The organism is Levilactobacillus enshiensis (genome assembly GCF_007115095.1).
GTDB classification, from domain to species: Bacteria; Bacillota; Bacilli; order Lactobacillales; family Lactobacillaceae; genus Levilactobacillus; species Levilactobacillus enshiensis.
Genome location: NZ_SULH01000002.1, coordinates 1 through 23,878, shown reverse-complemented (window position 1 = coordinate 23,878; position 23,878 = coordinate 1). Strand labels below are relative to the sequence as shown.

Annotated in this window: 28 protein-coding genes and 1 pseudogene; 17 read left to right on the top strand and 12 right to left on the bottom strand. The window is 45.1% G+C overall.

Annotated features, from left to right (window positions below):
• The first annotated feature begins 100 nt into the window (after positions 1 to 100).
• The 4 genes from FAY32_RS02685 (at position 101) to FAY32_RS02670 (ending at position 5,500) form a co-directional block, all read left to right on the top strand.
• On the top strand, positions 101 to 3,700 hold the full coding sequence (locus FAY32_RS02685; RefSeq protein WP_143461932.1) for a MucBP domain-containing protein: 3,600 nt from the start codon (positions 101 to 103) through the stop codon (positions 3,698 to 3,700).
• 389 nt (positions 3,701 to 4,089) lie between these two features.
• Complete coding sequence (locus FAY32_RS02680) at positions 4,090 to 4,602, top strand: hypothetical protein (RefSeq protein ID WP_143461931.1); 513 nt, start codon at positions 4,090 to 4,092, stop codon at positions 4,600 to 4,602.
• Between the two features lie 260 nt (positions 4,603 to 4,862).
• Positions 4,863 to 5,072, top strand: coding sequence for a helix-turn-helix transcriptional regulator (locus tag FAY32_RS02675; RefSeq protein ID WP_143461930.1), 210 nt, complete (start codon positions 4,863 to 4,865; stop codon positions 5,070 to 5,072).
• Positions 5,069 to 5,500: a hypothetical protein gene (locus FAY32_RS02670; RefSeq protein ID WP_143461929.1), complete on the top strand. Its 432-nt coding sequence runs from the start codon at positions 5,069 to 5,071 to the stop codon at positions 5,498 to 5,500. The genes FAY32_RS02675 and FAY32_RS02670 overlap by 4 nt, the downstream gene beginning before the upstream one ends.
• Positions 5,501 to 5,657: 157 nt before the next feature.
• Here the strand turns inward: FAY32_RS02670 and FAY32_RS02665 are convergent, their stop codons facing one another.
• Positions 5,658 to 6,083 (bottom strand): MerR family transcriptional regulator, encoded by a 426-nt coding sequence (locus FAY32_RS02665; RefSeq protein ID WP_143461928.1) that lies wholly within the window; start codon positions 6,081 to 6,083, stop codon positions 5,658 to 5,660.
• A gap of 212 nt (positions 6,084 to 6,295) precedes the next feature.
• On the opposite strand from FAY32_RS02665, the gene FAY32_RS02660 reads away from it, so the two are divergent.
• The 3 genes from FAY32_RS02660 (at position 6,296) to FAY32_RS02650 (ending at position 7,865) form a co-directional block, all read left to right on the top strand.
• Entirely contained in the window at positions 6,296 to 6,649 is a 354-nt protein-coding gene (locus tag FAY32_RS02660; RefSeq protein WP_143461927.1) for a YrdB family protein, read from the top strand.
• The gene (locus FAY32_RS02655; protein ID WP_143461926.1) at positions 6,646 to 7,359 is read left to right on the top strand and encodes an MBL fold metallo-hydrolase; all 714 of its coding nucleotides are present in this window, start codon (positions 6,646 to 6,648) and stop codon (positions 7,357 to 7,359) included. Before FAY32_RS02660 ends, FAY32_RS02655 begins: the two co-directional genes overlap by 4 nt.
• 122 nt (positions 7,360 to 7,481) lie before the next feature.
• Positions 7,482 to 7,865 carry a type II toxin-antitoxin system HicB family antitoxin gene (locus FAY32_RS02650; RefSeq protein ID WP_143462131.1) on the top strand — a complete coding sequence of 128 codons (384 nt, stop codon included), beginning with the start codon at positions 7,482 to 7,484 and terminating at the stop codon, positions 7,863 to 7,865.
• A 185-nt stretch (positions 7,866 to 8,050) separates the two neighbouring features.
• On the opposite strand, the gene FAY32_RS02645 is transcribed toward FAY32_RS02650, so the two are convergent.
• The 4 genes from FAY32_RS02645 to FAY32_RS02630 are packed head-to-tail and all read right to left on the bottom strand — an operon-like array spanning position 8,051 to position 10,862.
• Positions 8,051 to 8,422, bottom strand: coding sequence for a helix-turn-helix domain-containing protein (locus FAY32_RS02645; protein ID WP_143461925.1), 372 nt, complete (start codon positions 8,420 to 8,422; stop codon positions 8,051 to 8,053).
• A 20-nt stretch (positions 8,423 to 8,442) separates the two neighbouring features.
• Entirely contained in the window at positions 8,443 to 9,207 is a 765-nt protein-coding gene (locus FAY32_RS02640) for an ABC transporter permease (RefSeq protein WP_143461924.1), read from the bottom strand.
• Positions 9,208 to 9,232: 25 nt separating this feature from the next.
• Entirely contained in the window at positions 9,233 to 9,985 is a 753-nt protein-coding gene (locus FAY32_RS02635; RefSeq protein WP_143461923.1) for an ABC transporter permease, read from the bottom strand.
• The gene (locus FAY32_RS02630) at positions 9,975 to 10,862 is read right to left on the bottom strand and encodes an ABC transporter ATP-binding protein (protein ID WP_143461922.1); all 888 of its coding nucleotides are present in this window, start codon (positions 10,860 to 10,862) and stop codon (positions 9,975 to 9,977) included. Before FAY32_RS02630 ends, FAY32_RS02635 begins: the two co-directional genes overlap by 11 nt.
• Positions 10,863 to 11,368: 506 nt before the next feature.
• Here FAY32_RS02630 and FAY32_RS02625 point away from each other — a divergent pair.
• Positions 11,369 to 12,010 carry a TetR/AcrR family transcriptional regulator gene (locus FAY32_RS02625; protein ID WP_143461921.1) on the top strand — a complete coding sequence of 214 codons (642 nt, stop codon included), beginning with the start codon at positions 11,369 to 11,371 and terminating at the stop codon, positions 12,008 to 12,010.
• A 132-nt stretch (positions 12,011 to 12,142) separates the two neighbouring features.
• Positions 12,143 to 13,435: a YhgE/Pip domain-containing protein gene (locus FAY32_RS02620; protein WP_143461920.1), complete on the top strand. Its 1,293-nt coding sequence runs from the start codon at positions 12,143 to 12,145 to the stop codon at positions 13,433 to 13,435.
• 147 nt (positions 13,436 to 13,582) lie between these two features.
• Here FAY32_RS02620 and FAY32_RS02615 read toward each other — a convergent pair whose 3' ends face one another.
• The 3 genes from FAY32_RS02615 to FAY32_RS02605 all read right to left on the bottom strand — a co-directional run bounded on the left by FAY32_RS02615 (position 13,583) and on the right by FAY32_RS02605 (position 14,609).
• A complete protein-coding gene (locus FAY32_RS02615; protein ID WP_143461919.1) occupies positions 13,583 to 13,909 on the bottom strand; it encodes a type II toxin-antitoxin system PemK/MazF family toxin in 327 nt (108 codons plus the stop codon).
• On the bottom strand, positions 13,909 to 14,127 hold the full coding sequence (locus tag FAY32_RS02610) for an AbrB/MazE/SpoVT family DNA-binding domain-containing protein (RefSeq protein WP_143461918.1): 219 nt from the start codon (positions 14,125 to 14,127) through the stop codon (positions 13,909 to 13,911). Before FAY32_RS02610 ends, FAY32_RS02615 begins: the two co-directional genes overlap by 1 nt.
• A gap of 104 nt (positions 14,128 to 14,231) precedes the next feature.
• Complete coding sequence (locus tag FAY32_RS02605; RefSeq protein WP_143461917.1) at positions 14,232 to 14,609, bottom strand: carboxymuconolactone decarboxylase family protein; 378 nt, start codon at positions 14,607 to 14,609, stop codon at positions 14,232 to 14,234.
• Positions 14,610 to 14,701: 92 nt separating this feature from the next.
• On the opposite strand from FAY32_RS02605, the gene FAY32_RS02600 reads away from it, so the two are divergent.
• Positions 14,702 to 15,076 carry a MerR family transcriptional regulator gene (locus FAY32_RS02600; protein ID WP_143461916.1) on the top strand — a complete coding sequence of 125 codons (375 nt, stop codon included), beginning with the start codon at positions 14,702 to 14,704 and terminating at the stop codon, positions 15,074 to 15,076.
• A 31-nt stretch (positions 15,077 to 15,107) separates the two neighbouring features.
• Here the strand turns inward: FAY32_RS02600 and FAY32_RS02595 are convergent, their stop codons facing one another.
• Both FAY32_RS02595 and FAY32_RS02590 read right to left on the bottom strand, forming a co-directional pair.
• Entirely contained in the window at positions 15,108 to 15,854 is a 747-nt protein-coding gene (locus FAY32_RS02595) for an HAD hydrolase family protein (protein ID WP_143461915.1), read from the bottom strand.
• 241 nt (positions 15,855 to 16,095) lie between these two features.
• Positions 16,096 to 16,635 carry a TetR/AcrR family transcriptional regulator gene (locus FAY32_RS02590; RefSeq protein ID WP_143461914.1) on the bottom strand — a complete coding sequence of 180 codons (540 nt, stop codon included), beginning with the start codon at positions 16,633 to 16,635 and terminating at the stop codon, positions 16,096 to 16,098.
• Between the two features lie 91 nt (positions 16,636 to 16,726).
• On the opposite strand from FAY32_RS02590, the gene FAY32_RS02585 reads away from it, so the two are divergent.
• From FAY32_RS02585 to FAY32_RS02555, 7 genes are all read left to right on the top strand, one after another.
• Positions 16,727 to 18,436, top strand: a complete 1,710-nt coding sequence (locus FAY32_RS02585) for an MFS transporter (RefSeq protein ID WP_191988137.1) — start codon at positions 16,727 to 16,729, stop codon at positions 18,434 to 18,436.
• A gap of 63 nt (positions 18,437 to 18,499) precedes the next feature.
• A complete protein-coding gene (locus FAY32_RS02580) occupies positions 18,500 to 19,075 on the top strand; it encodes an NAD(P)H-dependent oxidoreductase (RefSeq protein ID WP_143461912.1) in 576 nt (191 codons plus the stop codon).
• 15 nt (positions 19,076 to 19,090) lie between these two features.
• A complete protein-coding gene (locus FAY32_RS02575; protein ID WP_143461911.1) occupies positions 19,091 to 20,515 on the top strand; it encodes an MFS transporter in 1,425 nt (474 codons plus the stop codon).
• 42 nt (positions 20,516 to 20,557) lie between these two features.
• Positions 20,558 to 21,223 (top strand): Rossmann-fold NAD(P)-binding domain-containing protein, encoded by a 666-nt coding sequence (locus FAY32_RS02570; RefSeq protein WP_143461910.1) that lies wholly within the window; start codon positions 20,558 to 20,560, stop codon positions 21,221 to 21,223.
• An 82-nt stretch (positions 21,224 to 21,305) separates the two neighbouring features.
• The gene (locus tag FAY32_RS02565; protein ID WP_143461909.1) at positions 21,306 to 21,560 is read left to right on the top strand and encodes an AbrB family transcriptional regulator; all 255 of its coding nucleotides are present in this window, start codon (positions 21,306 to 21,308) and stop codon (positions 21,558 to 21,560) included.
• Positions 21,557 to 21,946: a type II toxin-antitoxin system death-on-curing family toxin gene (locus tag FAY32_RS02560; RefSeq protein WP_057732502.1), complete on the top strand. Its 390-nt coding sequence runs from the start codon at positions 21,557 to 21,559 to the stop codon at positions 21,944 to 21,946. The genes FAY32_RS02565 and FAY32_RS02560 overlap by 4 nt, the downstream gene beginning before the upstream one ends.
• Before the next feature lie 135 nt (positions 21,947 to 22,081).
• Positions 22,082 to 22,579 carry a cysteine hydrolase family protein gene (locus FAY32_RS02555; protein WP_057732504.1) on the top strand — a complete coding sequence of 166 codons (498 nt, stop codon included), beginning with the start codon at positions 22,082 to 22,084 and terminating at the stop codon, positions 22,577 to 22,579.
• A gap of 132 nt (positions 22,580 to 22,711) precedes the next feature.
• On the opposite strand, the gene FAY32_RS02550 is transcribed toward FAY32_RS02555, so the two are convergent.
• Positions 22,712 to 23,614 (bottom strand): sensor histidine kinase, encoded by a 903-nt coding sequence (locus FAY32_RS02550; RefSeq protein ID WP_143461908.1) that lies wholly within the window; start codon positions 23,612 to 23,614, stop codon positions 22,712 to 22,714.
• Between the two features lie 14 nt (positions 23,615 to 23,628).
• Positions 23,629 to 23,787: pseudogene (locus FAY32_RS02545) on the bottom strand (winged helix-turn-helix domain-containing protein); the annotation flags it as partial.
• Between the last annotated feature and the right edge of the window lie 91 nt (positions 23,788 to 23,878).

Sequence of the window (23,878 nt, the reverse complement as noted above, 5' to 3'; positions counted from 1 at the left end):
ATAATTTATTTTCTTCTGTTGGTTAACCTGATAGGATGTTAACCATCGGTGTAAGAACAGCAGACAAAAATCAAATTATATAACGTTGGAGGAAAAAATAATGGCACAGAATGTACGAGCAACACTTTGGCTGACAGCGGCAGCAACACTGATGGGGACGGGGCTATCCATGGATACACCCAGAGCTAGTGCCGATGATACGGACAAAATTAAATCCAGTCAGGTTAGTAGTCGACGAGCATCTATTTCAGATTGGATGCCCAGTCCAGAATTACAAAAGATTGTTTTAAGAACCCTGCAGCAAATGGGGAAACGCATTAAGACGGTTGAGGATATCAAGCCGTCTCACATGAATGACATTACAGAAATTATTGTCGATAAAGATAACGTTGTTGGTAGTGGTGTTCAGAGTCGTGTACCGGTGAGCTTGGAAGGCCTAGAGAAGGCAACCAAACTGCATACCTTGATCTTAGACGGTTCGGCTACGAACTATGACAATGATGGGAATACCACATATGGAGAACACCCCATCGTTTCGGCACAAGGAAACGTTGTCAATCTGAAGCCTTTAAGAGAGCTGAAAAATCTGCAAACACTGAAGTTACCAAACAACCGTCTTTCAGATGTTCGGCCATTGGCTGGGGTAACATCACTTCGAGACTTAGATTTGAGAAATTGTCAAATTGAGAATTTTGGTGTCTTGAGCCAGTTACAGTTAGATGACTTCAAGTGCGACAATCAGCTTATTTCTAAAACAGTTATTGTGAGTGGTAGCAAAATAAAGGGACGCATTTCTAATAAAACATTAACGGTTAAGAACCGGCGACTGGGTATGGATGCGGTTGATCGTTACGCGGTACCGATGTATACCAAGGAAACCCGACATAAGGACAATGGTACTTTACTATCAGCAACACCATTTTATCGGATTCACTTTAGCGGTGGTGATGGCAAGGACGATGGGGATCAGGGCGTAGTTTACAATGACTTAAAGTATCCAGAAGTTGTCGGCGATGATGATAATTTCACAGATGGCCAGCTTACTAACACCGCGGTTGTCAAGGATCGGTATGCGATGATCGGTGAGATTCGTGATCCTGTATTCACTAACACTGTCTTGTGGACATACATCGTCCATTACCGGTTCAAGGATGATTCTGAACCAGTGCGGGTTTCTTATGTAGATACTCAGGGAAATAAGATTGGTAAGGACGAGTTGCTGAAGGGTGGTCTTGGTGAAGACTACGATGCACAACCAAAAGATATCAAGGGGTATGTTTACAAAGAAACACAAGGGGAGCTAACCGGAAAATTTACTGACAAAGAACAGGTCGTTGTTCACGTTTTCCAAAAGATAGAAGACAACGATTCTGACTCAGATAATGGTTCGGACGGTAGTGATGGCTCAGATGGTAATAACGGATCCGACTCAGGAAATGGTTCCGACGGTAACAATGAATCAGACGGTAATGATGGTTCCGATGGCTCTAGTGGTAGTGACGGCGGTGATTCCGACGGTTCCAGTGACGGCAGTGACTCGGACTCGGGTAACGGCTCAGATGGTAACGGCAGCGATTCCAATGGGTCCGGTGACGGTAGTGACTCGGATTCAGGCAACGGTTCCGATGGCAGTGGCAGCGACTCAGATGCTAGCGATGGTGAAAATCCTGGCGGAAGTGATGGCAGCGATTCCAACGGTTCAAGTGATGGCAGTGACTCGGACTCGGGTAACGGCTCAGATGGTAACGGTAGCGATTCCAATGGGTCCGGTGACGGCAGTGACTCAGACTCAGGTAATGGCTCTGACGGTAACAGTGGTGACTCAGATGCCAGTGACGGCAGCGATTCAGATGGATCCGGAGACGGTAGTGACTCAGATAGTGATGGCAGTTCCGACGGTAATGGTAATGACTCGGATGCCAGTGATGGCAACAACGGTGACTCTGATTCGGGCAATGGTTCTGACGGCAGTGACGGTTCCGATGGCAACGACAGTGACTCGGATTCAGACAACGGTTCCGATGGCAGTGGCGGTGATTCAGACACCAGTGATGGTAGCGATTCCAATGGATCCGGAGACGGCAGTGACTCAGACTCAGGTAATGAATCCGACGGTAGCGGCAGTGATTCAGATGCGAGTGATGGTGAAAATCCTGGTGGAAGTGATGAGTCTGGCGGTGGAAACGTAACTGGTCCAGGAACCGGTGGTAATGGAAATGGTGGTCAGCCAGGTGACGGCAACGATTCCGACGGATCTGGTGATGGCAGTGGCTCCGGAGACGGTAGTGACTCAGATAGTGATGGCAGTTCCGACGGTAATGGTAATGACTCGGATGCCAGTGATGGTAACGACAGTGACTCGGATTCAGGTAATGGTTCTGATGGCAGTGACGGTTCCGATGGCAACGACAGTGACTCGGATTCGGGCAATGGTTCTGACGGCAGTGACGGTTCCGATGGCAACGACAGTGACTCGGATTCAGGTAATGGTTCTGATGGCAGTGACGGTTCCGATGGCAACGACAGTGACTCGGATTCAGGCAATGGCTCTGACGGCAGTGACGGTTCCGATGGCAACGACAGTGACTCGGATTCGGGCAATGGTTCTGACGGCAGTGACGGTTCCGATGGCAACGACAGTGACTCGGATTCGGGCAATGGCTCTGACGGTAGTGACGGTTCCGATGGTAACGACAGTGACTCAGATTCAGGCAATGGCTCTGACAGCAGTGACGGTTCCGATGGTAACGACAGTGACTCAGATTCAGGCAATGGCTCTGACGGCAGTGACGGTTCCGATGGCAATAATGGGTCTGATGGAAGTGACGGATCAGGTGGCAACGGAAACGGCAACGGTGGTTCCGATTCTGGCAACGGAAATGAGAACGACAACGGTGGTTCCGGTTCTGGTAACGGAAATGGAAACGGCAACGGCGGTTCCGGCTCTGGTAACGGAAATGGAAACGGCAACGGTGGTTCCGGCTCTGGTAACGGCAACGGTGGTTCCGGTTCTGGTAACGGAAATGGAAACGGCAACGGCGGCTCCGGTTCTGGTAACGGAAATGGAAACGGCAACGGTGGTTCCGGTTCTGGTAACGGAAATGGTAACGGCAACGGCGGTTCCGGTTCTGGCAACGGAAATGGGAACAACAACGGCGGTTCCGGCTCTGGCAACGGAAATGGGAACGGCAACGGTGGTTCCGGTTCTGGTAATGGTAACGGCAACACTGGTTCTGGTAATGGCAATAACAGTGGGAACAACAATGCTGGTTCCGGCAATGGTAGTAACAACGGCAATGGTACCACTGGTTCCAGTAATGGTAATAACAATGGAAGCGGCAGTACAGGTTCCGGTAATGGTAGTACCACTGGTGGCCATGGAACTGGCAGTACAGGATCGGCAGCAGACGAGCTAGTTAGCACACCTAGTGGTAGTGGTTCAGGTCACAGTGGCTCGGGTTCAACGGGCTCGACAGGTGGCAGTGGCTCGGGTTACAGTGGATCAGGTTCAACAGGTGGCAGTAGCTACGGTTATTCAAGTGGTAACAATGGTGGTGGTTCTAGCATGGGAACTCATAGTTCCAGTACTGGTGGCACCTTACCACAGACCGGCGAACAAAAGTCTGAATTGGCTTGGGTCGGCGCACTGCTCGCCCTGTTTACATTTAAGGGTTGGAAAAAGTGGCAAAAGCGAGACTGATTAGAGTGAGAATGTAATTTAGAAAGAAGAATAGTTAAAACCCAGTCTTTAGCAGATGTAGACTAAAAACCTGCTACATTTACTGGGAGATTTTAAAGCATTAAATTAATTTAAAAACCCGTATTTCCTTAGCGTTGACTATCAAGGGAATGCGGGTTTTTAGCATTGACTTCAGTTGTCTTTAGGAAGAATTCCACGTGTGCTTCATTAGGCGTCCTAAATGAAATTCCGAATACAATCGTCATTAATATTTATCGGTCAATGAGGACCACTTAGCAATCAAATTTAACCACTTAGCGTAATCAACGGGACAAGAGATCTGTAGTTATCGTATCCTCTCTGTAGACTTATAAAATAAACGTTACTAATTGTAATTCGGAGGGATTCAGATGCAAAATTTAGATTTAACTAATTGGGTTCTGGGCATGTGGTTAGTGTGGATGGTCGTCAAGCGCCAATTGGCACCGCGAGTGATTCGTTTCAAAGTAAAATTTCTTGGCTTGGTAATCTTATTGGGCATGGCGTCAATCAGTGATGCCTTTCAGAAGCAACACTTGCAGATTACGGTTCAGCAAGCCGTTATTTTTGGGAGCTTGAGTTTGCTAGGTGCGGTATTATTTGGCGCGTTGCGGGCCCAATCCTATCGTTTATGGATTAACGAGGCGGGCGTTGTGATGCGTCAAGGAAATTGGTTGACCCTGTTATGGTGGGTAATCGGGGTAGCGGTGCATCTAGGTGTCGATCAATTGTGGACTGGAAGTTCGACAACACTATTGCTGTATCTGGGAACTACCTTATTGGTTCAGCGTGGGACGGTTTGGTGGTTAGCACAAAGACTGTATCCAGTTGCGATGCAGGTCAATGGGGCTCGGCAAGTAACAAGTACACACCATCATGGCTAAATCAAGAAGGACCAAACCGGCTAGACTTTGAGATGAAAATTATCTCAGTTTGGTCGGTTTAGGTGTGCCACTCAAGACGTGCATCGAACTGGTTAGATACACGTTAGGTTAATAGCTAGATAAGTTTTACTAGGGCCCGAAGTTTTGCTGTTGCTTGAACTAAGTAGATTTAAGGCCTGAATGTCAAAAACTATTTACATCGAATGTCAAATATGTTTTACTATAAGTGTCAATAGTTTTTGACATCGCGAGGTGAAAAAATGCGGAATAGTATTGCTGTTCGGCGGAAACGATTGAAATTATCGCAGGCAGAAATAGCTGAATTAACCAAAGTGACGCGTCAGACCGTCAACGCGATTGAGAATAATAAATATGACCCATCCCTGACGCTGGCTTTTAAGTTAGCGGACGTTTTAAACACAACGGTTGATACGCTGTTTAGCTATCAGGCGAAGGAGGATGAAGAATGACACGAGCGCAAAGAATTGTTCGCTTAAGTTTTTGGAGTAACAATTTAACCACGATTATTTTGGGTATCCTGTTTTGGGTGAACATGCCATCTTGGTTGAACTTATTGGTGGTTGTTCTAATCACCGTGAACCTAGGCGGGTTCTGCTGGTACTTGTCAAAGTATTTGGGTGTCAAATCCTTTTCAGGACTGTATTTTGTTGACGATGAACGCGACCAGGCAGTTGCATTACGTGTGCACAACGCATGTATGAATACATTATTCACAAGTATTTGTCTTTTGATGTTAGGGGTCGTTATTCTGATGGGGTCAGATTGGCAGCTAACAGTCTCATCATTTGGTAACATTATCTTATTTTGCTTGTTACTGATTATCTTTGGGAGTAATTGCCAGTATTATTATCTGTGGCGAAAATATGATCGTGCTTAGTTTGCTGGTAATTGTCCTTAATGCTGTGACAGATAAGGTGGCCGCACGCAATGATGTATAATCCCGACCAATCAGTTTAAAAATGACCGGTCAATTAAAAAGGTGTGATTTGTCCTGAGTGGACCGAATCACACTTTTTTCGTCGGGTAGTTTTTCATCAAGGATGGCGAGAAGCAGCTGGTTCACCAAGCCGGCCAAACTGTTCAATCAAGCCAGCTAGTTGTTCTTGATGGCCGGCCTGCAGTGAGGCGTGCATCTGATTCGTGATCTGCAATAATTGGGCGTAAAACTGCTGTTGCTTTGCGAAGTCGGCAGCATTTTGCTGAATAATCGTCAGGACGTCATTGCGACAGCTCGCCGTTACTGGCTGGGTTCGTAAAGCCAGAATCTGAGCAATTTCAGATAGAGAAATTCCAGCTGCCTTTAGATTCTGAATAATCTGATAGTTGTTTAAATCATCTGCCGTGTAATCCCGATAGTTGTTCGGTAGTCGCTGGGGTTTCAGAATGCCAAGGGTATCGTAAAATCGCAGGGTATCGCGCGTAGTATGGGCGCAACGACAAAATTCAGTGGTGTTCATCATACAGGCCTCCCTCAGTAATTAGCCAAGTATAACATGTAGTGGCGGATAGGCTGCTGGGTGTATGGGGGCATGGACGTTAGTTAGGACAAAAAGCGGTCAATCGACGAGAAAAGCCCTTGAGCTGGGGGTGAACACCCATGTTAAGGTAATGACAATCAGGTGGTTGTGTATGGACTTGACGCAAATTTTTCGTAAACTGGAGGGTGAATCGAATGACTAGTTTTTTTCAAATTAATGCGCTGTTGCGATTCTTTATAGAGCTAGTGACACTGATGATCATAACTTTTTTAGGTTTATCAAAATATAAGTTGCCGGTTGGTTTACTACTAGGAATTCTAGTTCCGATTATTGTTTATGTGGTTTGGGCTACGTATATGGCCCCCTTATCGCCGCATCGAGCTGGACTACTTGGACGAATAGCGATTGAAATCATCATTTTTGGCTGGTGTGATTACCTGCTCATCACCCAGATATCTGTTCGTTTGGGAATTATGTACGGTGTTGTGGTTGGTTTGAACGCCATTGTGGCCCATATTGGGGACGGCCTGGAGGAGGGGCACCTATGAAGACGAAACAGTTTGGTCATATTTATCAGCTAACCTTTTTACCTCGTCTCTTTCCCATCAATTGCTACCTAGTTGATGAGGGAAGGGAACTGATGCTGGTGGATACGGGCATGTCATTTTGCACGAAAGGTATTCTAAAGGCCATCAAACGGCTAAAAAAACCGCTGACCCGAATTATACTGACTCACGCGCACGTCGACCACGTGGGATCATTAGATGCAGTCAAAGCGGAATTTCCACAAGCGTGGGTTTACATCTCTACGCGTGATGCCAGAATACTCGCTGGTGATTTGAATTTAGAAGCGCTGGAAGATCAAACAGAAATTAAGGGTGGGACGATTCAAGTTGAAACCGAGCCAGATAAACTACTGACTGCGGGTGATCACGTTGGCTCGTTGACGGCTTACCTGGTACCCGGTCACACGCCAGGTTCCATGGCCTTTTATCAGGCGAGTTCACAAGCACTATTGGCGGGTGACGCGTTCGTGGTTCAGGGTGGATTGGCAGTGGCCGGTGATAAGCGTTGGCGGTTTCCATTCTCAGCAGCAGCGACTTGGAGCTTATCAACGGCGATTAAAAGTGCTGAACGCTTGAATCAGCTGCCGGTTCAGTATTTGATGGTCGGTCATGGTAAAGTTATTCAGCGGGCAAATCGGCGGATGGCAGTTGCGATTGCGGGTGCAAAGAGGAGACAGGGGAGGCAATTATAGAAAAAATAGGAATGCTGCTCGCTTGTCATATGCACATTCAGTGTGTATGATTTGGATGCCGATGAAGCCACGCCAATGGTTAAACTGTTGAAAAAGTTTTGAGTAAAGAAGAGGTCGATACGATGGAAAAGGATATGGTTATTTATCCCGCTATTTTTAGTCAGGATGGGGACTATACACTCGTTCATGTTCCTGACCTACAAGGTGGATTTACGCAGGGCAATGATCCGTTGGATGCTGTGACGATGGCTGAGGATTTGATTGGCAACTTGTTGGCGGATCAGTCGACGTACCCACAACCTTCCAACCCAGAGAGTATCAAGTTAGAAACTGGAGAAGCTCTAGTTTATATTTCTGTTGACTTGGCAGCGTTTCGTATTAAGTATTCAAAAACGGTGCGTAAAAATGTTACGATTCCAGAATATTTAAATGAGATGGCTAAAGAACAAAAAATCAATGTTTCTCAAGTCGTAACGGAGGCCCTTAAGACGCGGCTAGGCGTTTAACTTTTTAAATCAAAACTATTTTCTAGAATTTTACTAAGACTGCAATCAGTAGATCATAAAACAAGGCTACCTAACGATTGACACATTAATTGTTAGGTAGTCTTGTTTTAGTGTGCGCATTTTAAATAAATTGAAAAGGCTTATAGGATCCTACAGCCGGCGCAATCACTTTTACCTGGTGAGGTTTACCGACCGGACCAGAAAAGGGAAAAGAAACCAATCACGAAAACAATTGCGAGGACTGCCCACCAATAGCCAGCCAAGAAGTCCCAGAAGTTCATCTTACCCAAGCGGCGAACGTAGCGGTTGTGCTTGGGGTCGAAAACGAATTCGGATGGATCGACCTTAGTCTCGTGCTCGGCACCAAAGACCAAGGTGTCTAGACTGACGTTGAAGATATCCGTTAGTTTAATGAGATTGTTCAAGTCTGGCGTTGAATCACCAGATTCCCATTTTGAAATTGCCTGCCGGGTGACGAAAAGTTGGCTCGCCAAATCATCTTGCGTGGTATTTTGTTCTTTACGAATTTTTCTGAGCTGTGCGGGAAACTTATTCATGGTTGCATCCTCCTGAGCGGTTAAAAACGTTTTTTTCTAAAAATAAGGTAGCCAACGACGATGAAAAGCAACGTGTAACTGAGGGCTCCCTGCAATAATTGCTGATTAAGGAGGTGGCTGGTATCGAAGTAGGTGGTGTAGTTATAATATTGGCGGGTTAGATTCGTCATGTTAAACGGGTTCCAACGCAGAACTTGCGTGAACTTTTCAGCGTTTAGTAAGTTGGCAGAGACAAACTGCCCCATGAACACCATCAGTAGACTGACGCTAATGACGACAGCATTGCTGTTGATTAGGCAAGAGAGCAGAAAGATTAGACTGATAATAAAAGTTGTCGTGAGTACATCAATTGCAACGGTTTTCAGCATGTTTTCCCAAAGCGGTTGTTGGTACAGGTAAATGGCGGACCAGGACACCGACCGATTCATGGGAATTGTATGGAGCCCCAACGTAAATAGCATGGCAAGCAGGTGGAGCCAGAGGTTATAAGCCAGAATAACGATATACTTTGATAAGTAGACTAACGCCTTATTAGGTGATTTATAGAGCAACGTTAGAATCGCGTTGTTCTGGAACTCCATGGAAAAGGTCGTGGCCCCAATGACGACTAGGATGAGCATTATCCAGTCAGGGGCATTATAGCAGGTCGCCATGAGCAGCTTACTTTCATTATACCCAATTGATAGACCAGTTAAAATCATGAGGATGAGTAAGACGAGCGGTGCCAGCCAAGTTAGTTTCCGATGATTGAGTTTATAGAATTCTTGATAAAGACTAAAAGCCATTTTAAATGTCCTCTCCTTAGCTAGATTAGATGCGCCGATTCTTAAATAAGGCATAGCCTAAAAAGATGAAAATGGCGGCGTAAATCAAGTTGCCCCCGATGATTTCAAGTGAACTTAAATGCGAGACGGCCGTGTATGGCGGGTTGGCCAGTTGTTGGGTGACGAAAATCATATTTAGTGGGTTCCAGCGCAGGATGGGGATTAAAGACGTAAAAGATTTCATGAGTGCAACTGAAATGCCAGCACCAAGAAAGCCTAACGCGAGTCCTACCCCAATCACCGCTGCGTTGAGTTTCAGTAGCATAATCAGCATGAACGACAGGGTCACGATGAATAGCGCGTAGATCAGTGTGCCCATGACATTACCCATGAGCAAATCAAGTTGCGTCTGATGATTGATGATTAATGCGGACCACGGCGTCCTGAAAAGAAATGATTTAAAGACAATCGTCAAAAGTGTGGCGATGAGCGTCAAGACGACGCTGTATAGCCAAACAACCGCCAATTTTGCCAAGTAAATTTGCCAGCGGCTTGTATTTTTATAAAGCAGAATCAAGATCGTCCGGTTTTGATATTCCATGGCAAAAAAGGTTGAGCCAATGGCAATCATAATGATCGGAATCCACTGAACGGCCCCAAACTCAAAGATGACTTGGGTCGTATCCGTTTTAGTCGTTAAGACGCTGTAGGCCATCAATAAAATCAGGGTGAGAATGCCAGCCACGGCCGATTTTTGATGACTAAACTTAAACAGTTCTGCGCGCAAGCTAGTCATCATGATGGTCACCCCGCTGCTGGTTCAAAAGCTGAACGACAATTTGCTCAAAATTGCTAGAAATTGGCGCTAATTCTTTCAGGTGCACGTGTTGTGCGGTAAGAATGTCTTGAATTTCAAAGATATTCTCGGAATTAATCCGGAATGTGTCACCATCTAAAACGTAGTGAATCCGGTTCTTCGTTAAGCTTTCTACAGTTAGCTGAGAATCTTCTGTGCGTAATTGATAAGCTTGATGACGCAGGCGTTCAAACTCTGCGATGGGCTGATCAACGATGACTTGCCCGTGATTGATGAGTATGACTTGGGTCATCACTTTTTGCAGTTCGCTCAGAATGTGACTGGAAATTAGAAAGGCTGTTCCTTGGGCAGCGTATTGGCGAATCAGTTGACGAACACCAATCGTCGCCTCGACGTCGAGGCCATTCATCGGTTCATCAAGAATGACGAGTTGCGGGTTATTCAAGAGGGCAATGGCAATGCCTAGTTTCTGTTTCATGCCCAAGGAGTACCCCTTGGCTGGGTCGTGAATATAGGTCGTCATGTTTAACTCGGAGATGAGACGTTGACAAGCTGCCGAGTCGCGCGCATACAGGGCTAGATTCTGTTGACCGGTTAGGAAGGGGTAGATTGCGGGGTGCTCAATCAAGGCTCCGACCTGAGCTAATGCGGCGTGTTGATTTTCTGTGACCGGGACCTGATCGAGCTGAATCTGACCATCAAATTTAGTGAGGCCTAGAATTGTCTTCATCAGGGTTGTTTTGCCAGCGCCATTGGGTCCAATCAAACCAATGATATTTCCTGGATGAATCTTAAAACTGGCGTCTGTGATGATTTGTTTGCGGCCAATATAAGTATTGACGTTTTGAACGACGAGCATATCGTTTTCCTCCTAAGCGTAAATTACTTGTGTGTCTTGATTAGTTCTACTGTTGCTCAATTTGCTAGTTGCCTACAAGCAATAGATGGCCGCCATTCCGCAAATAGAGAGGAGAATTCGCGCAACTACTAGTTTCGCAAGGACGCGTAAGTGTTGTCATAGCAACGTTGACCAGAGTTGCGTTGGTTTTAATCATTCTAAATGAATTGATCAAAGGTTATTTTGATTTTAATAATCCGGCATCAGTTCGCCCTTTTTGAGGGGAAGAAATAGTCGTGGATCAGCGGTTACTCATAGTTTGTTTCTCTAGAAATCATTGAAGAAAAGTAGCGAAAAATGCTTGTATCATACAATGTTAAGTATCACTCCTTTTATTAAATCCCCATAGTTATCCTTTTTGCAGTATACAAATATTTGTTTGTAAAGTTGCTATCGCATCGGCATGGTGATGTCAGCATTTCGCTATCATTTAGGGTTTAATGGAGACTGAGAGGAGTTGGTCTCCAATGACTGATGAAGAAAAGTTGCAACGGATTTATGCAGCGGCGAGTGAACTATTCATTCAACCAGGGTATCACGAAACGCAGATGCAAATGATTGCGCAACGGGCTCAGGTGGCAGTTGGCACCTTATATCGTCTTTTCAGTGGGAAAGAAGCCCTGTTAGATTATGTCTTTCTAACGACCTTACCGACAACGACAGGTATGTCCCCAACAACTTATCCTATCCAGCCGATGGATCCCCGTGACTTGGTTCGGCGAACAGAGTCTGCCTATGCCGACTGGAATCGTCAACTAGCAAAGCAGCAAACAGCCGACTTTGATCGGCTACTGACTGCTTTGTTTACGGCTTTTAAAAGGTATGGCCGTTACTTTTTAATCTTGGAGCACAATCCAACTGTCAATCCAGCCTTGACGGCACTTTATCGCGAACAGCGCCAAGCTATCTATCAGCGGGTGGGCGATTTTATCCAACGCCAGCAATCAGAAATCGCGAATCCACAATGCAACGGCATCGTTATCGTGGACCTTGTATTCTGGTGGTGTGCCCACAAACGCTATGATAGTTTTGAAACGGAGATGGCGCGCAATGATGATGAACAGATGCTGACGGTGGTGCGAGAAATGTTGCGGCGTAGTTATCAGTGAGCCCCTTAATTAGCTAACCAGCCCAAAGCACATGAAACAACTGGCAAAAATTGACCTTTTGTTCGGTGTGTTTAAACTGGGCAGCAATCGAATGAATGATTCGTTCATTCGATAAAAAGGGGGAAATGAAAAATGAAGTCTCATGAATGGTTGTATCTAAAACAGCATCCGACGCTTTGGCGAATTTTGCTGGGAATTCTGGTGGTCCCACTATTTTACGCGAGTCTATTGTTGGCATCGGTCTGGGACCCCTATGGTGAATTTCATCGGTTGCCAATGGCAGTGGTCGATCAAGACCAGGGAACGCGGACATTGGATTGGGGGAAGTCCGTCTCGCAAAAGTTAGTCGCTAGCAAGACGTTGCACTTTCAACGAATGACATTGCGACGGGCACAACGTGAATTGAAAGCAGGCCAATTATTTTTAGTTTTAAAAATCCCGGCAAATGCTTCAACGAAACTAAGTCAGCTGGCAACGGCGCCACAGCAATTAAAAGTGACGTATGACACCAATGCGGGCCAGAGTACGGTGGCTTCGAAGATGGGCGCTACTGCCATGCAGAAACTACAAGCAGAGTTGAACCAAACGACCATTCAGACCGAATTGCAAGTTAGTCAGCAGGCGGCGCTCAAGGCAGGCCAACAGTTGACGGTGACGGCTAAACAGCTAGGACAGTTGAGTCGGGCTAGTGCGGCGGGCTTACCGGCCACGCAAATTGCTACGGCCACACAGAAGATTAGTGGGGGATTGACACGTGGTGGTGAACAGCTTAGTGAGGTGCGTCGCCCAGATCAGTTACGGCAACTGGCAATGCCGGTAAAGTTAGTGCAACATGATGTCATTTCAGTTGCCAATAACGGTACTGGCATGGCTCCCTACTTTATGGCGATTTCGCTATTCGTGGGCTGCATCACGCTCAACATTATTTACGACGCCCGTCAACGTCATGGTGAGTACCGCAACTTTGTCCGGGCGTGGTTAGACAAAATGGGGTTTCTCTGGGAATTTGTCCTGTTAGCGGCTTCTGCCATGTGGCTAAGTGTGCGGTATGTAATCGGATTACGACCATTAGAACCGGGGAAGACATATCTGTTAAGCTTACTGATTGTCCTAGCGTTCTTCAGTCTGGTCACCTTTTTCCGACTATGGTTTGGGCTAACCGGTGCTTGGCTCATGCTCATGTTTATGCTCTTTCAGATTGGTGCTTCGGGTGGAACGTATCCAATCGAGCTTACCAATCCGCTTTATCGCGCCGTGCATGCTTACCTACCGATGACTGTGGCCATGACTGGGTTGCGGCATACGATATCACTTGGTGGTTCAATTACCGAGAGTATCTGGATTCTAGTAGGAATGGTCGGATTTTTTAGTGCGGGGACGTTGGCCTACTTTTATGCTCACCGGAAGGACCCAGTCGTTGTTTAATCAGATGTTGGCATAAGCAAACCAATCTCTGATTACTGATTTTATGACCTGTACGCATTAGGACAGCATAGGGCACGCTCAAGAATACAGAAATAAGGCCCCTAGCGATTAATGATCGTTGGGAGCCTTGTTTTAAACAGGGAACTTTTAAATGAATTGATCAATGGTTGCGATAACGCGCGCCCAAGTAACGGGATCGCACTTTTCAACGAATTGTAATTTTCTTTTTTCGAAATCCATGGATCGTATCAGATGAGTGACCACTTCACCTTTTATTTGTCGTGGCTGTTCAATCGTGATGTACGTGCCAAATGCCCGCTGTGTACTGGTAATCGGACAAATCAGACAGAATCCGGTTAGCTGATTAAAAATTGTTTTGCTGACGACTAAGCCGGGACGGCGTTTTTGAATTTCATGACCAAGGGATGGATCAAAATTGATGTAAACTAGGTCTGTCTGTGCAGGATTGTACATTAGTTATCTACCTCGTCCCATTCACGATCAGTTTTAGAAATACTATCGCGAAACCCAACCCAGTCATTTTTATTAGAAAATAAGTCATCACGTATAGGGGTCAGGACAAGGGTATCACCGATTTTAACAATCTTATATTTATCACCAGCTTGGGCTTTAAGCTCACTGGGAATGATGGCACCAACGGAATTGCCGATTTTACGAATAGTGGTTTCCATAAAATATCCCTCCCAACCAATTAGATTAAAGTTAGTATAACTGGATTTAACATAAAAGTCTAGAAAAGGAAAATCTGCCAGTGGCATTTTTAATATCCGGTTGCTTAGACCGTAATATGCCGTGAAACAAAGACCTGCTGAACAACGGCGATGGCGTTTAAAACGCGTGGAAATCCAATATACGGAATGCAGTGAATACACGTCTCAATAATTTCTTTGGGCGTTAGTCCAACGTTGAGACACCCATTGAGGTGTACCGTTAATTGGCTGCTAGTGTCTCCTTGTACTAACAGTGCGGTGATTGTGACGAGTTCTCTTTGCTGTAAGGTGAGGCCCGGACGTGTATAGATATCACCAAAGGCAAACTCCAGAATATACTGACCGATATCGGGCGAGATATCTTTTAGATTTGTCATGACGGCGTCAGCAGCTGCAGCATCCACTTGATTCAATAAGTTTTTTCCTTTTTCTAATCGATTCATAGAATCAGTCCTTCCAATTAGGATGTGCTAAGCTTAGAACCTGAAGTTTACTCCAGGTCAAGTATAAGCATTCAGTCGGGAGGTCAGATGCGATGGAAATTGGAGAATTTTCGCAAAGGGTGGGCTTATCAATTGATACACTGCGTTATTACGAGAAAGAAGGATTTCTGAAACCCAAACGAACTTTAGGAAATCACCGCGTTTACGATGAGCATGATTTGAAGTGGGTGGACTTTCTTAAACGGCTTAAGCAGACTGGTATGCCAATCCGTGAGATTAAGTGTTACTCTGAGCTCCAATCACAGGGAAACGCAACGATTGATGAGCGACTGAACTTACTGAAAGTTCAGGAAAAAAGATTGCAACAACAAGCCCAGCAGACTCAGGATTATTTAGATTTCATTCATCATAAGATGGCAGTATACCAACAGATGAAAACAGCAGAATCATCGGATAATGCTCACTAAGCTTGACAGAAACCAAGGTGCCTTGCGGTGACTAGCCTAATTGACGGATTACCGCCGCAACTTGATTAGGGGCTACGATCGTACGAGCAAAAGATCCAGCTTGTTCGAGTAGCTCCGACTTGCTGTCCACCCAAAAACTAGTGGCGGCCTGTGAGAGCATCTTGACGTCATTCATATCGTTACCAAAGGCGATGTAATCATGAATTCCTAATAAGGCTAACGTATTAGCCTTATTAATGTTTCGTGCAGTCAGATCTAGGTTACCTTCGCCAACGTGCTGCACAAGTTCTAGGTTCGTATGGTCAGTGACCAGTCGCACAATTTTTTCCAACTGTTGATCAGCCATCCCTAAGAGGATTACTTTAATGGCTGTTGTGATCTGTTCCAAGGGAACGTTATGGGCGAGATGGTCTGAATCGAGTTGCTTTGTGATCAAATTATCCGGTGAAACGTGCGCGGCATAATTCCAATCGCCATCGACCACATACTCTAAATTATAGTGGGTGATTAAGGTTTTCAGATAATCCCTATCTGGTATAGCAATTGGAGTCATAACCTTAATCGTATCAGCCTGTGAGACGATAGCGCCATTCGCGCCAATTAGCAGATTGTGCCGAAATTCAGGAACAATGGGGAGTAAATCCCTTATCGGACGAGCGGAAGCAAAGATTAAGTGATGACCGTGTTTTTCTAAGACTTTTAGACCTGCTGTAATCTCGGCTGAGATGCTTGTGCCGTTAAAGCTTAGCGTACCGTCAACATCAAAGACATAATTCATATTAGATTCCGACTCCTCATCGTATAGTTAAAATAAACGTGGCTGCTTTATAAATTACTTTATTCTTGGTAAGCGGTGAAAATAGGTTGGAGATAGCATACCATAATCTGCACCGAAAGCACACGGAATGAGGAAGCGTACACTGGCCGTCATATCAAAGGTGGTGCGGCTACATACGAATTTTATAAATAAAAAAATGAAGGCGACCATTCTGTGTGGTCGCCTTCATCTGTCTTACCTGCTAGTTTGAAGGGCTTAATGCAAAGTGAGCGATCATCTGTCCTAAATACTGCGGGGATTCAACACAGCCATTGCTCACCCAGTTGGCAGCGATATTGATTACGCCACCCGAGAAAAATAAGAGGTAGTAAGGATTGGTTATATTGGGGCCGTGTCCGCCAATGCGGTCCTGCTTGATGAGTAGTTTAAAAACAGTTTGGAAGGTTTGAACTAAAACGTCCAGCTTATTATTTTTGATCAGGAGCTGATAAGTTTCAGCTTCTGCTTTGGTGTGCTCAAAATAATGGGTCATCAGCTCAGGGAGCGTGACCTGGTCTGTTCTGGGTAATCGTCGTAAGTAATGCAGCATATTCTGCGTTTGGTAGGCAGTAATAATTTGATCAAAGTTTTGATAGTGACGGTAAAAATAAGTTCGTGAGACGTGCGCGCGTTGGCAGAGCTCAGTGATTGAAATCGTCGCTAATGGTTTAGCCATCATTAGCTCCAATAACGCGCGATAGATGGTTTCTAAGTTTTGCTGTTTGCGATCATGCGGATTCATCGGTTACAACATCCCCCTTTCTGTAACCCAAATCTAGTTTATCGTGATCGACGCGCATAAACTAACGATAACGCTTGAAGAGGGGGAGTTTATGATGAAAAAGACAACAGCGTTAGTTGGCACAATGGCCATTGGGATTTTTCTCTGTATTCTGGATACAACGGTGATGAACATTGCGTTACCGGCAATTCAAACGGGCCTGTCAACCAGCCTAGAACAATTATCCTGGGCGCTCAACCTGTATACCATTCTATTTGCGACGTTAACGATTCCGCTGGGCCGGTTGGCGGACATTTATGGTCGGCAGCGCTTCTACCTGCTGGGGCTCAGCTTATTCTTGCTGGGTTCACTATTTTCTGGATTGGCTGGCAGTGTGGCTTGGCTGATCGTCGGTCGCGGAATTCAAAGCTTGGGCGCAGCGATTGTTTTCCCAGCAAGTATGACCATTGGAATTCAGAGCGTACCGCTGGCGAAAAGAACCAGTGCCATCGCAACACTAGGCGTGACACAAGGTCTGGCTGCCGCAATGGGGCCGACAATTGGCGGAGTGGTGACACAGTTCTTTAGCTGGCGAGGAATCTTCTTGATCAATGTACCGTTTGCCTTACTATCATTAGTGCTTTGTTGGCGACTATTTGATCGACACGAAAGCCATCAGCAAAAGGAACGTTTAGATATGGGTGGGACGATTTTGTCCATGACAATGCTGTTTAGTTTGACCTTATTCTTAGTTAAGGGAAATGACTGGGGCTGGACGAGTGAGCAATGCTTGGGGTTGATCTTACTGAGCGTGCTTTCACTAATTGGTTTTATTGTGGTCGAAAGTCATGTCCAACAGCCGATGGTGCCCTTAGCGCTATTTAAGGACAAGCAGTTTGTCGGTTCAGCTATTGTCACGATCATGTCGGGCATCTTTCTAGTCGCCTTGTTAGTCTTGATGCCAAGCTTCTTTACTAAAGTTCAAAATAAAGGGGAGTTGTTAGCCGCGCTGATGATCACCCCGGCATCATTGATGATTTTTATCTGGTCACCAATTAGTGGTTGGATCTTGGGCAAAGTGGGTCCGCGCATGGTTATTTCGCTGGGAAGCTTGTCCATGATTGGGGGTTACGTCGCGATGAGCTGGATGAATCCCAATATTTATTGGCAGGTCTGTTTAGCGGCACTGTTAGTTGGTACGGGTTACGGTGTCGTAATCGGGCCCATTACGGTATTAGCGGCTGGCAAGTTTACGGGTAATCTATTAACGGCATCACAAAGTGTCATTGGGGTTTTCCGGCAAATAGGGACATCTTTAGCGGTCGCTATCTTTGTGTCGGCGTTATCTGCTAACTTAGTTACTTCCAAGACCAACATTTGGCTGTATTCACAGAATAGCGTTGAGGCGTTGCCCGTTACCGCCAAAGTAAAAAGTGATACGTTAACGCAGGTTAAGTCTCAATTAGCGACAGAGCAAACGCCTCAGCATGAACGGACCACATTTATTGGCAAAGCTAAAACCCGGAAATTGATTCAATCAACCTATCAGCAAACCCTACAGCAGCATCAGCTCATGAAGGCCCCAGCCCCAGTCAAACAAGCCGTTTATCAACGCGTCAGCCAGTCAGTAACGCAACAGGTGACTCGTGATAACCGGCTGTTGACAACCGAGGTGGCGACAATTAGGCATGAGACCAAACGCCAACTGACCCAAGCTTTTATGCGGCCGTATCGAATGGCCATGCCATTTACAGGTATCCTATTATTGACGGTCTTTCTGTTTAGGAAGCGGCATGATTATCTAAGTAAGGACGCTGAATAGCGTTGTTGATGCGCTTCTTTAGAAGTATAGGTAAGAAGAAAGATTGACGAGGGGGAATCTCTGATGACTAATACTGTCATTGTGTACGCTCATCCGCAAGAAACGAGTTTGAATCATGCTATTTTGCTGGCTGTGGAGACCCGATTGGCTCAAGCGGGTATTTCTTTTAACGTCTTGAATCTGTACGCAGATCACTTTAATGGCCAATATACGGCTGATGAATACCATTTATACCGTCAAGGGAAAACGTTGGATCCGTTGGTTAAAAACTATGAAACGCAGTTACGTCATTGCGAGCGGCTTATCTTTATTTGTCCAATCTGGTGGAATGACGTTCCGGCGATTGTGAAGGGGTTCGTGGACGTGGTATTTAAGCGAAACCTGTTTTACTTCGCCGGCAAACGTGGGATTCGGGGAAACATGCCGCAGCTAGAAAGTGTGCAGGTTTTAACCACGTCGACCTCACCGACCTGGTATCTAAAGCTATTTTGCGGTGATGCCATTCGCAAGGTTTTCTTGAACGGGACATTTAAGCAGTTGGGGATCAAGACCCGTTCTTGGCAGAACTTTGGTGGGGTCACTGCTAAAACGGCTAGTCAGTGCCGTCATTATTTGGCGAAAGTCCAACATGAGTTTTAAAGGGGGCGTTTCTTCATGGGAGAAAAATTACGGGGGAAGTTGGGGCTAAGTGCCCTTTGCTTGATTATGTTTATGGTGACACTAGATACAACAATCACCAATATTGCCTTGCCCGATATAACCAAGTACTTTAACGCGAGCCTCACAACTACTAATTGGATAAGCACAATCTATGTTTTAGCCATGTCAGTGTTTATTATCCCAGCGGCGAAATTTGGTGATCAGTTTGGTCGTAAAAAGGTCATGCTGTTGGGATTAGCTTTATTTGGCATCGGGTCGTTATTATGTGGTTTATCCGAGAACTTGATCTTTCTAATTGCGGTTAGATTTATGCAGGGCATTGGTGGGGCCATTGTGACGCCAATTATGATTCCGTTGTCGGTGAGTTTATTTGGCCGAAAAAAAGCGACTGATGCGGTGGGAACAATTGGTGCTGTGACTGCCGTAGCAGCAGCTGCTGGGCCACCAATCGGTGGTGTTATTCTCCAATATTTTGCATGGAAATATATCTTCTTTATCAACATCCCCATCGTTGTTTTGACATTTATTCTAATGCTGATCTGTTTTGACGAATCTTATGACCAGACGATTTCTAAGAGAATCGACATTTTAGGATTAAGCTTGTTTCTGGCCGGAATTGCGCAATTAACCTATGTTTTAATCAAGGGTTATGACCTGGGGTGGTTTTCCCAGTGGAGCATTGGACTAATGATTGGTTCTGTCCTTTGCATCGGGTTATTTATTTTGTGGGAAAAGCATACGCAGACGCCATTTATCGAGTTTGACTTATTCAAAGAAAGCACATTCACGGCATCGAGCCTGGTTTATTTTATTTGTGGCTTCGCCATTATCTGTTCGTCCTTGATCTTTAATTTTTATTTGGAAAATGTGCGGGCATACACGGCCCTCAAAGCTTCCTACGTGATTATGTTTATGTCGATCACGGTAATGGTCGTCATGCCATTAGGAACAAAACTACAAAGAAAATTAGGCTATAAACCCCTGATTACTGCTGGTATTGTTTTGATGGGCATTAGTTTATTGATGCTAACGCGGCTCAGTCAGTCAACCTCGTGGCTGGCAATGGTCTTGATGATGATTATTTTAGGCTCTGGATTTGGCCTAGGGTGTTTGGCCATCGTTTCAGCGGTTCAGTTCATTCCTCAAGACAAGGCAGGTATGGCATCGGGCATTGTTAATGCTAGCCGCCAGTTAGGAACGTGTCTGGGGATCGCCTTACTGGTCGGAACGATGACGCACACTACCAATTTGGCCAAAAGTAGTATTAAACGGGATTCTAATACTGCGATTTCCCGTTTAGCAATCCCTAAACCATTTTCAACCACGATAAAACAGGATTTAAATCAGGCGCTAAATTCTGAAACGACTTATGATTTACAAGTGAAACTAAGGACGGATTTAAAAAAGGATCAAAGTTAACCATACGCTAATGGACAACCACAGAATAGCAATTTAAAGCGGTTGTATAATGGAACGCAGGCCATCAAGGATGCCTATCGCTACGTAAATAAACGCTACCAGCAGTCTTTGAAACGATTGATTTCAGGGCAGAAGAAAATGCGAACCGCAATTGTTTCCTCACAAGATACGCAATATCAGTTACTGTTTGAATTGATAAAGGGTAACGTGAATGGCGTCGCGCAATTAGCCACTTATGAGAATGACTTAAAGCTTTTGTCGCAATCGTCAGAGACAGCGGCAAACGTGCAGAAGCAGCAATTACTATCGATGCTGATCGCGGTGTACCGAGTTGGATTGAATCCTACCGTTCAAACGGTATCGCAGTTCAAAGCTCAAATTGAACGACTTTCTCCCAACACCCAGTCGTTGCTAGCCGGGCAACAACAGTTATTGGCCGGTCAGATGGCCTTATTAACTGGGTTGAAAAAGAGTGACCACCTTCTAACCGGCTTAGATCAGATTCAAACGGGGCTTTCTGATACGGATTTAGAGCGACGGGTAACCAGTTATACCCAGACGCTCAGAAATTCAAAAAACACGCATTTAACAACGGCGTTTACCGATACATTCTTAGTTGCGGCAATTTTCATTTTACTTTTTACCATTGCGGGTATGTATACGGATAGGACTGGTGAATTTCACGAGGACGATACCTTGTCAAATTAGAATTATTAAAGAAACTTGTCTGTGGATTTCGTAAGTACATATGTGTATAATGTGCTTACGAAGTGAAGGAGCGTGATAATCTATGATTAATCCAGAAAATCTGAATGAATCCGTAAAGTTGTTTAAAAATGGAAATTCGTATGCTTTTCGTCTTTCAAAAAAAGATCGAGAATTCTTAAAAGTCGATGGTAATACTGAGTTTGAAAAAATCATTTCACCTGATGGTAAAGAGGTTATCTTTAGAAAAGTAGAAGCGGTCAGACCTAATATCTTGGAAACGGCAAACGATATTTTTGATGATCACGCTGATTTAATGAAGAGATTGGAAAACCTATGATTTTTTTAACCAAAGAAGAATTTGTGGCACTTAATCAATTAGTTTTAGGGCGTGCTCAGAGCCATTCCTTTGGCATACAGTACCCACAAGGATTAGACATTGTCGTGGAACAGCCACAGCAGGTGATTTTTGGTAAAGAATTGTACCCTAGTGTCTGGCTTAAGGCAGCTTTTATTATTCAAAAAATAACTAAGAAACATATTTTTGTGGATGGAAATAAGCGAACCGCGCTTTTGTCGGGGTTAACCTTTCTAAAAGTTAATGGTTATATATTAGCTTTTAGTGATGACGAGGGTGAAAGCTTAATCTTAAGCGTTACGAATAGTCCAGATAGTGAAGAAATTATGCTGACGCTTGCTGAGTGGCTTAAAACTCACCAGGCATAGACATGGTCGGTCACCCTTATTCGTTTAAGTAGCGGCCGGACATCGTTGGTTAGTATAATCGTCTCTTTCGGACAACCCCTTACTAGGGTATGATAGAAGTTAAGTTGAAAGATTCTCGAAGGAGGCCAGCAACACATGGCAGATGTATTATTAGTCATTGATCTTCAAAATGGTGTTTGTTACGGTGACAAGCCGGCTGCAAATATGCCCCAAGTGCTTGCGGGAATTAACGCGCGGATTGCAGCGTACCGTAAGGCGAAGAAGCCAATCGTCTTTGTCCAACACACGGACGAAGATTTAGTTCAAGGAACCCATGACTGGGAGCTGATTCCAGAACTGGACCATCGCGATGCGGACCCCGTAGTTATTAAGAACCATGCGAATGCTTTCTATCACACCAATTTACGACGCGTCTTAACCAGCTTTGCCGCTGAGTCATTAGAGATTTGCGGTGCGCAAACCGAGTACTGCGTCGATACGACGACCAAGGTTGCCCACGGAATTGGCTACGATCTCCAAATGACACCAGGTTTAACGACCACTGTAGATAATCAATTTATGACGGCTGAACAGACCATTGCCTTTTATGAAGGTATTTGGAATCACCGGTTTGTGACGATGCTTGAAGCCTAATGAATGGAAGCTCACCACTTGTTGGTGGGCTTTTTTATCGCAAAAATGAGTCAATAGGCAGTTGATGCTGCTTATTGGCTCATTTGATAGGCCTATACACTTTAATCAGTTACCATAAATAAACTGTGATCGCTAGTCGACTGGCAATCGTGTTCTAAAGGTTAAGGTGACGATAAAGGTCTGTTCTTCTATTTTTAACGTCATTTTACCGCCCAGAGTGGTGACGAGAGCACGAACAATGTTTAATCCCAGTCCGAGGCTTTGTGAGGAGTGGACGTTAGTCGTGCGAAATTGCTCGGTGAGGGTATCATCCCCCGTTAGGCGCTCAGCGGTGTGATTACGAAAGATTAGACTTAGGTGTTGCTCATCAGCTTTATTGAGACTAACGGTGGCAGAATCGGCAGCATACTTTAGCCAGTTGCCGACTAAATTTTGAATGATTCGTTGTAGTAAGAGCTGATCCGTAGTCAGATAAAGGTCAGGTGAAATTTTAGGCGTCACCTTAATTCTTTTAGCAGTTAAGTCGTCAAAGAAATTAAAAAGTTCGCGTTCTAGAAAACGAGAAACGTTGACAGATTCCAGGTTTAAGTGATTGGCCTTAGTGCGTACCAAGTTGAAATCCATCAGGTATCGTAGATAGTAATTCACCGAGGATAAGTTGTCCAAAACCCGTTGCAAAGTTGTGGGGGTTGCAGCAGATGGTCGTTGCTGAATCAACTGAACATAGCCTGTGGCCACGGTTAAGGGTGTCTTAATATCATGTGTCAGGTTCAGTAACATTTGTTCCAGATGGTGTTCACGCTGATATTCCGTTTGCTGTAAATGACGCGTCTTTTCCAGAAGCTGGTTCATCGCGATGGTCAGCCGTTGAATGCTACCAAAGTGGACGTTACTGGTAACGCCCGCGTTGGTCGTGTGGGTATTGATGTAGACGAGATCAGTTGTAATATGTCGCAAATCAACTAAGACAAAGCCGAGAACACTACTCAAGATTAAAACTAGAATGAGTAAAGTAATAATAAGTAAAATTGACATGAACTACTCCTTCACTAGACGAGACGGACGCCAATTCCCCAAACAGAGACAATGTATTTTTCATGCCCTGTCAGCGCGTTGAGTTTAATCCGTAGATTGCTGAGATGAACATTAAGGGTATTTTCGGCGTCCTGATAGGGCTCGCCCCATACCGTCTCGTATAACTGATGCCTTTAGGCCTGGTTGAGCACGCTAAAGCGTGCGAAACAATAAACCACCCGCTATGCGGGCGGATGGTAAATCAGTTATACCAAAAAGCCCCCC

Excerpts from the sequence above, each read along its gene's own strand:
- FAY32_RS02685 (WP_143461932.1), top strand. The coding sequence starts at position 101 with ATGGCACAGAATGTACGAGCAACACTTTGGCTGACAGCGGCAGCAACA.
- FAY32_RS02680 (WP_143461931.1), top strand. The coding sequence starts at position 4,090 with ATGCAAAATTTAGATTTAACTAATTGGGTTCTGGGCATGTGGTTAGTG.
- FAY32_RS02675 (WP_143461930.1), top strand. The coding sequence starts at position 4,863 with ATGCGGAATAGTATTGCTGTTCGGCGGAAACGATTGAAATTATCGCAG.
- FAY32_RS02670 (WP_143461929.1), top strand. The coding sequence starts at position 5,069 with ATGACACGAGCGCAAAGAATTGTTCGCTTAAGTTTTTGGAGTAACAAT.
- FAY32_RS02665 (WP_143461928.1), bottom strand. The coding sequence starts at position 6,083 with ATGATGAACACCACTGAATTTTGTCGTTGCGCCCATACTACGCGCGAT.
- FAY32_RS02660 (WP_143461927.1), top strand. The coding sequence starts at position 6,296 with ATGACTAGTTTTTTTCAAATTAATGCGCTGTTGCGATTCTTTATAGAG.
- FAY32_RS02655 (WP_143461926.1), top strand. The coding sequence starts at position 6,646 with ATGAAGACGAAACAGTTTGGTCATATTTATCAGCTAACCTTTTTACCT.
- FAY32_RS02650 (WP_143462131.1), top strand. The coding sequence starts at position 7,482 with ATGGAAAAGGATATGGTTATTTATCCCGCTATTTTTAGTCAGGATGGG.
- FAY32_RS02645 (WP_143461925.1), bottom strand. The coding sequence starts at position 8,422 with ATGAATAAGTTTCCCGCACAGCTCAGAAAAATTCGTAAAGAACAAAAT.
- FAY32_RS02640 (WP_143461924.1), bottom strand. The coding sequence starts at position 9,207 with ATGGCTTTTAGTCTTTATCAAGAATTCTATAAACTCAATCATCGGAAA.
- FAY32_RS02635 (WP_143461923.1), bottom strand. The coding sequence starts at position 9,985 with ATGATGACTAGCTTGCGCGCAGAACTGTTTAAGTTTAGTCATCAAAAA.
- FAY32_RS02630 (WP_143461922.1), bottom strand. The coding sequence starts at position 10,862 with ATGCTCGTCGTTCAAAACGTCAATACTTATATTGGCCGCAAACAAATC.
- FAY32_RS02625 (WP_143461921.1), top strand. The coding sequence starts at position 11,369 with ATGACTGATGAAGAAAAGTTGCAACGGATTTATGCAGCGGCGAGTGAA.
- FAY32_RS02620 (WP_143461920.1), top strand. The coding sequence starts at position 12,143 with ATGAAGTCTCATGAATGGTTGTATCTAAAACAGCATCCGACGCTTTGG.
- FAY32_RS02615 (WP_143461919.1), bottom strand. The coding sequence starts at position 13,909 with ATGTACAATCCTGCACAGACAGACCTAGTTTACATCAATTTTGATCCA.
- FAY32_RS02610 (WP_143461918.1), bottom strand. The coding sequence starts at position 14,127 with ATGGAAACCACTATTCGTAAAATCGGCAATTCCGTTGGTGCCATCATT.
- FAY32_RS02605 (WP_143461917.1), bottom strand. The coding sequence starts at position 14,609 with ATGAATCGATTAGAAAAAGGAAAAAACTTATTGAATCAAGTGGATGCT.
- FAY32_RS02600 (WP_143461916.1), top strand. The coding sequence starts at position 14,702 with ATGGAAATTGGAGAATTTTCGCAAAGGGTGGGCTTATCAATTGATACA.
- FAY32_RS02595 (WP_143461915.1), bottom strand. The coding sequence starts at position 15,854 with ATGAATTATGTCTTTGATGTTGACGGTACGCTAAGCTTTAACGGCACA.
- FAY32_RS02590 (WP_143461914.1), bottom strand. The coding sequence starts at position 16,635 with ATGAATCCGCATGATCGCAAACAGCAAAACTTAGAAACCATCTATCGC.
- FAY32_RS02585 (WP_191988137.1), top strand. The coding sequence starts at position 16,727 with ATGATGAAAAAGACAACAGCGTTAGTTGGCACAATGGCCATTGGGATT.
- FAY32_RS02580 (WP_143461912.1), top strand. The coding sequence starts at position 18,500 with ATGACTAATACTGTCATTGTGTACGCTCATCCGCAAGAAACGAGTTTG.
- FAY32_RS02575 (WP_143461911.1), top strand. The coding sequence starts at position 19,091 with ATGGGAGAAAAATTACGGGGGAAGTTGGGGCTAAGTGCCCTTTGCTTG.
- FAY32_RS02565 (WP_143461909.1), top strand. The coding sequence starts at position 21,306 with ATGATTAATCCAGAAAATCTGAATGAATCCGTAAAGTTGTTTAAAAAT.
- FAY32_RS02560 (WP_057732502.1), top strand. The coding sequence starts at position 21,557 with ATGATTTTTTTAACCAAAGAAGAATTTGTGGCACTTAATCAATTAGTT.
- FAY32_RS02555 (WP_057732504.1), top strand. The coding sequence starts at position 22,082 with ATGGCAGATGTATTATTAGTCATTGATCTTCAAAATGGTGTTTGTTAC.
- FAY32_RS02550 (WP_143461908.1), bottom strand. The coding sequence starts at position 23,614 with ATGTCAATTTTACTTATTATTACTTTACTCATTCTAGTTTTAATCTTG.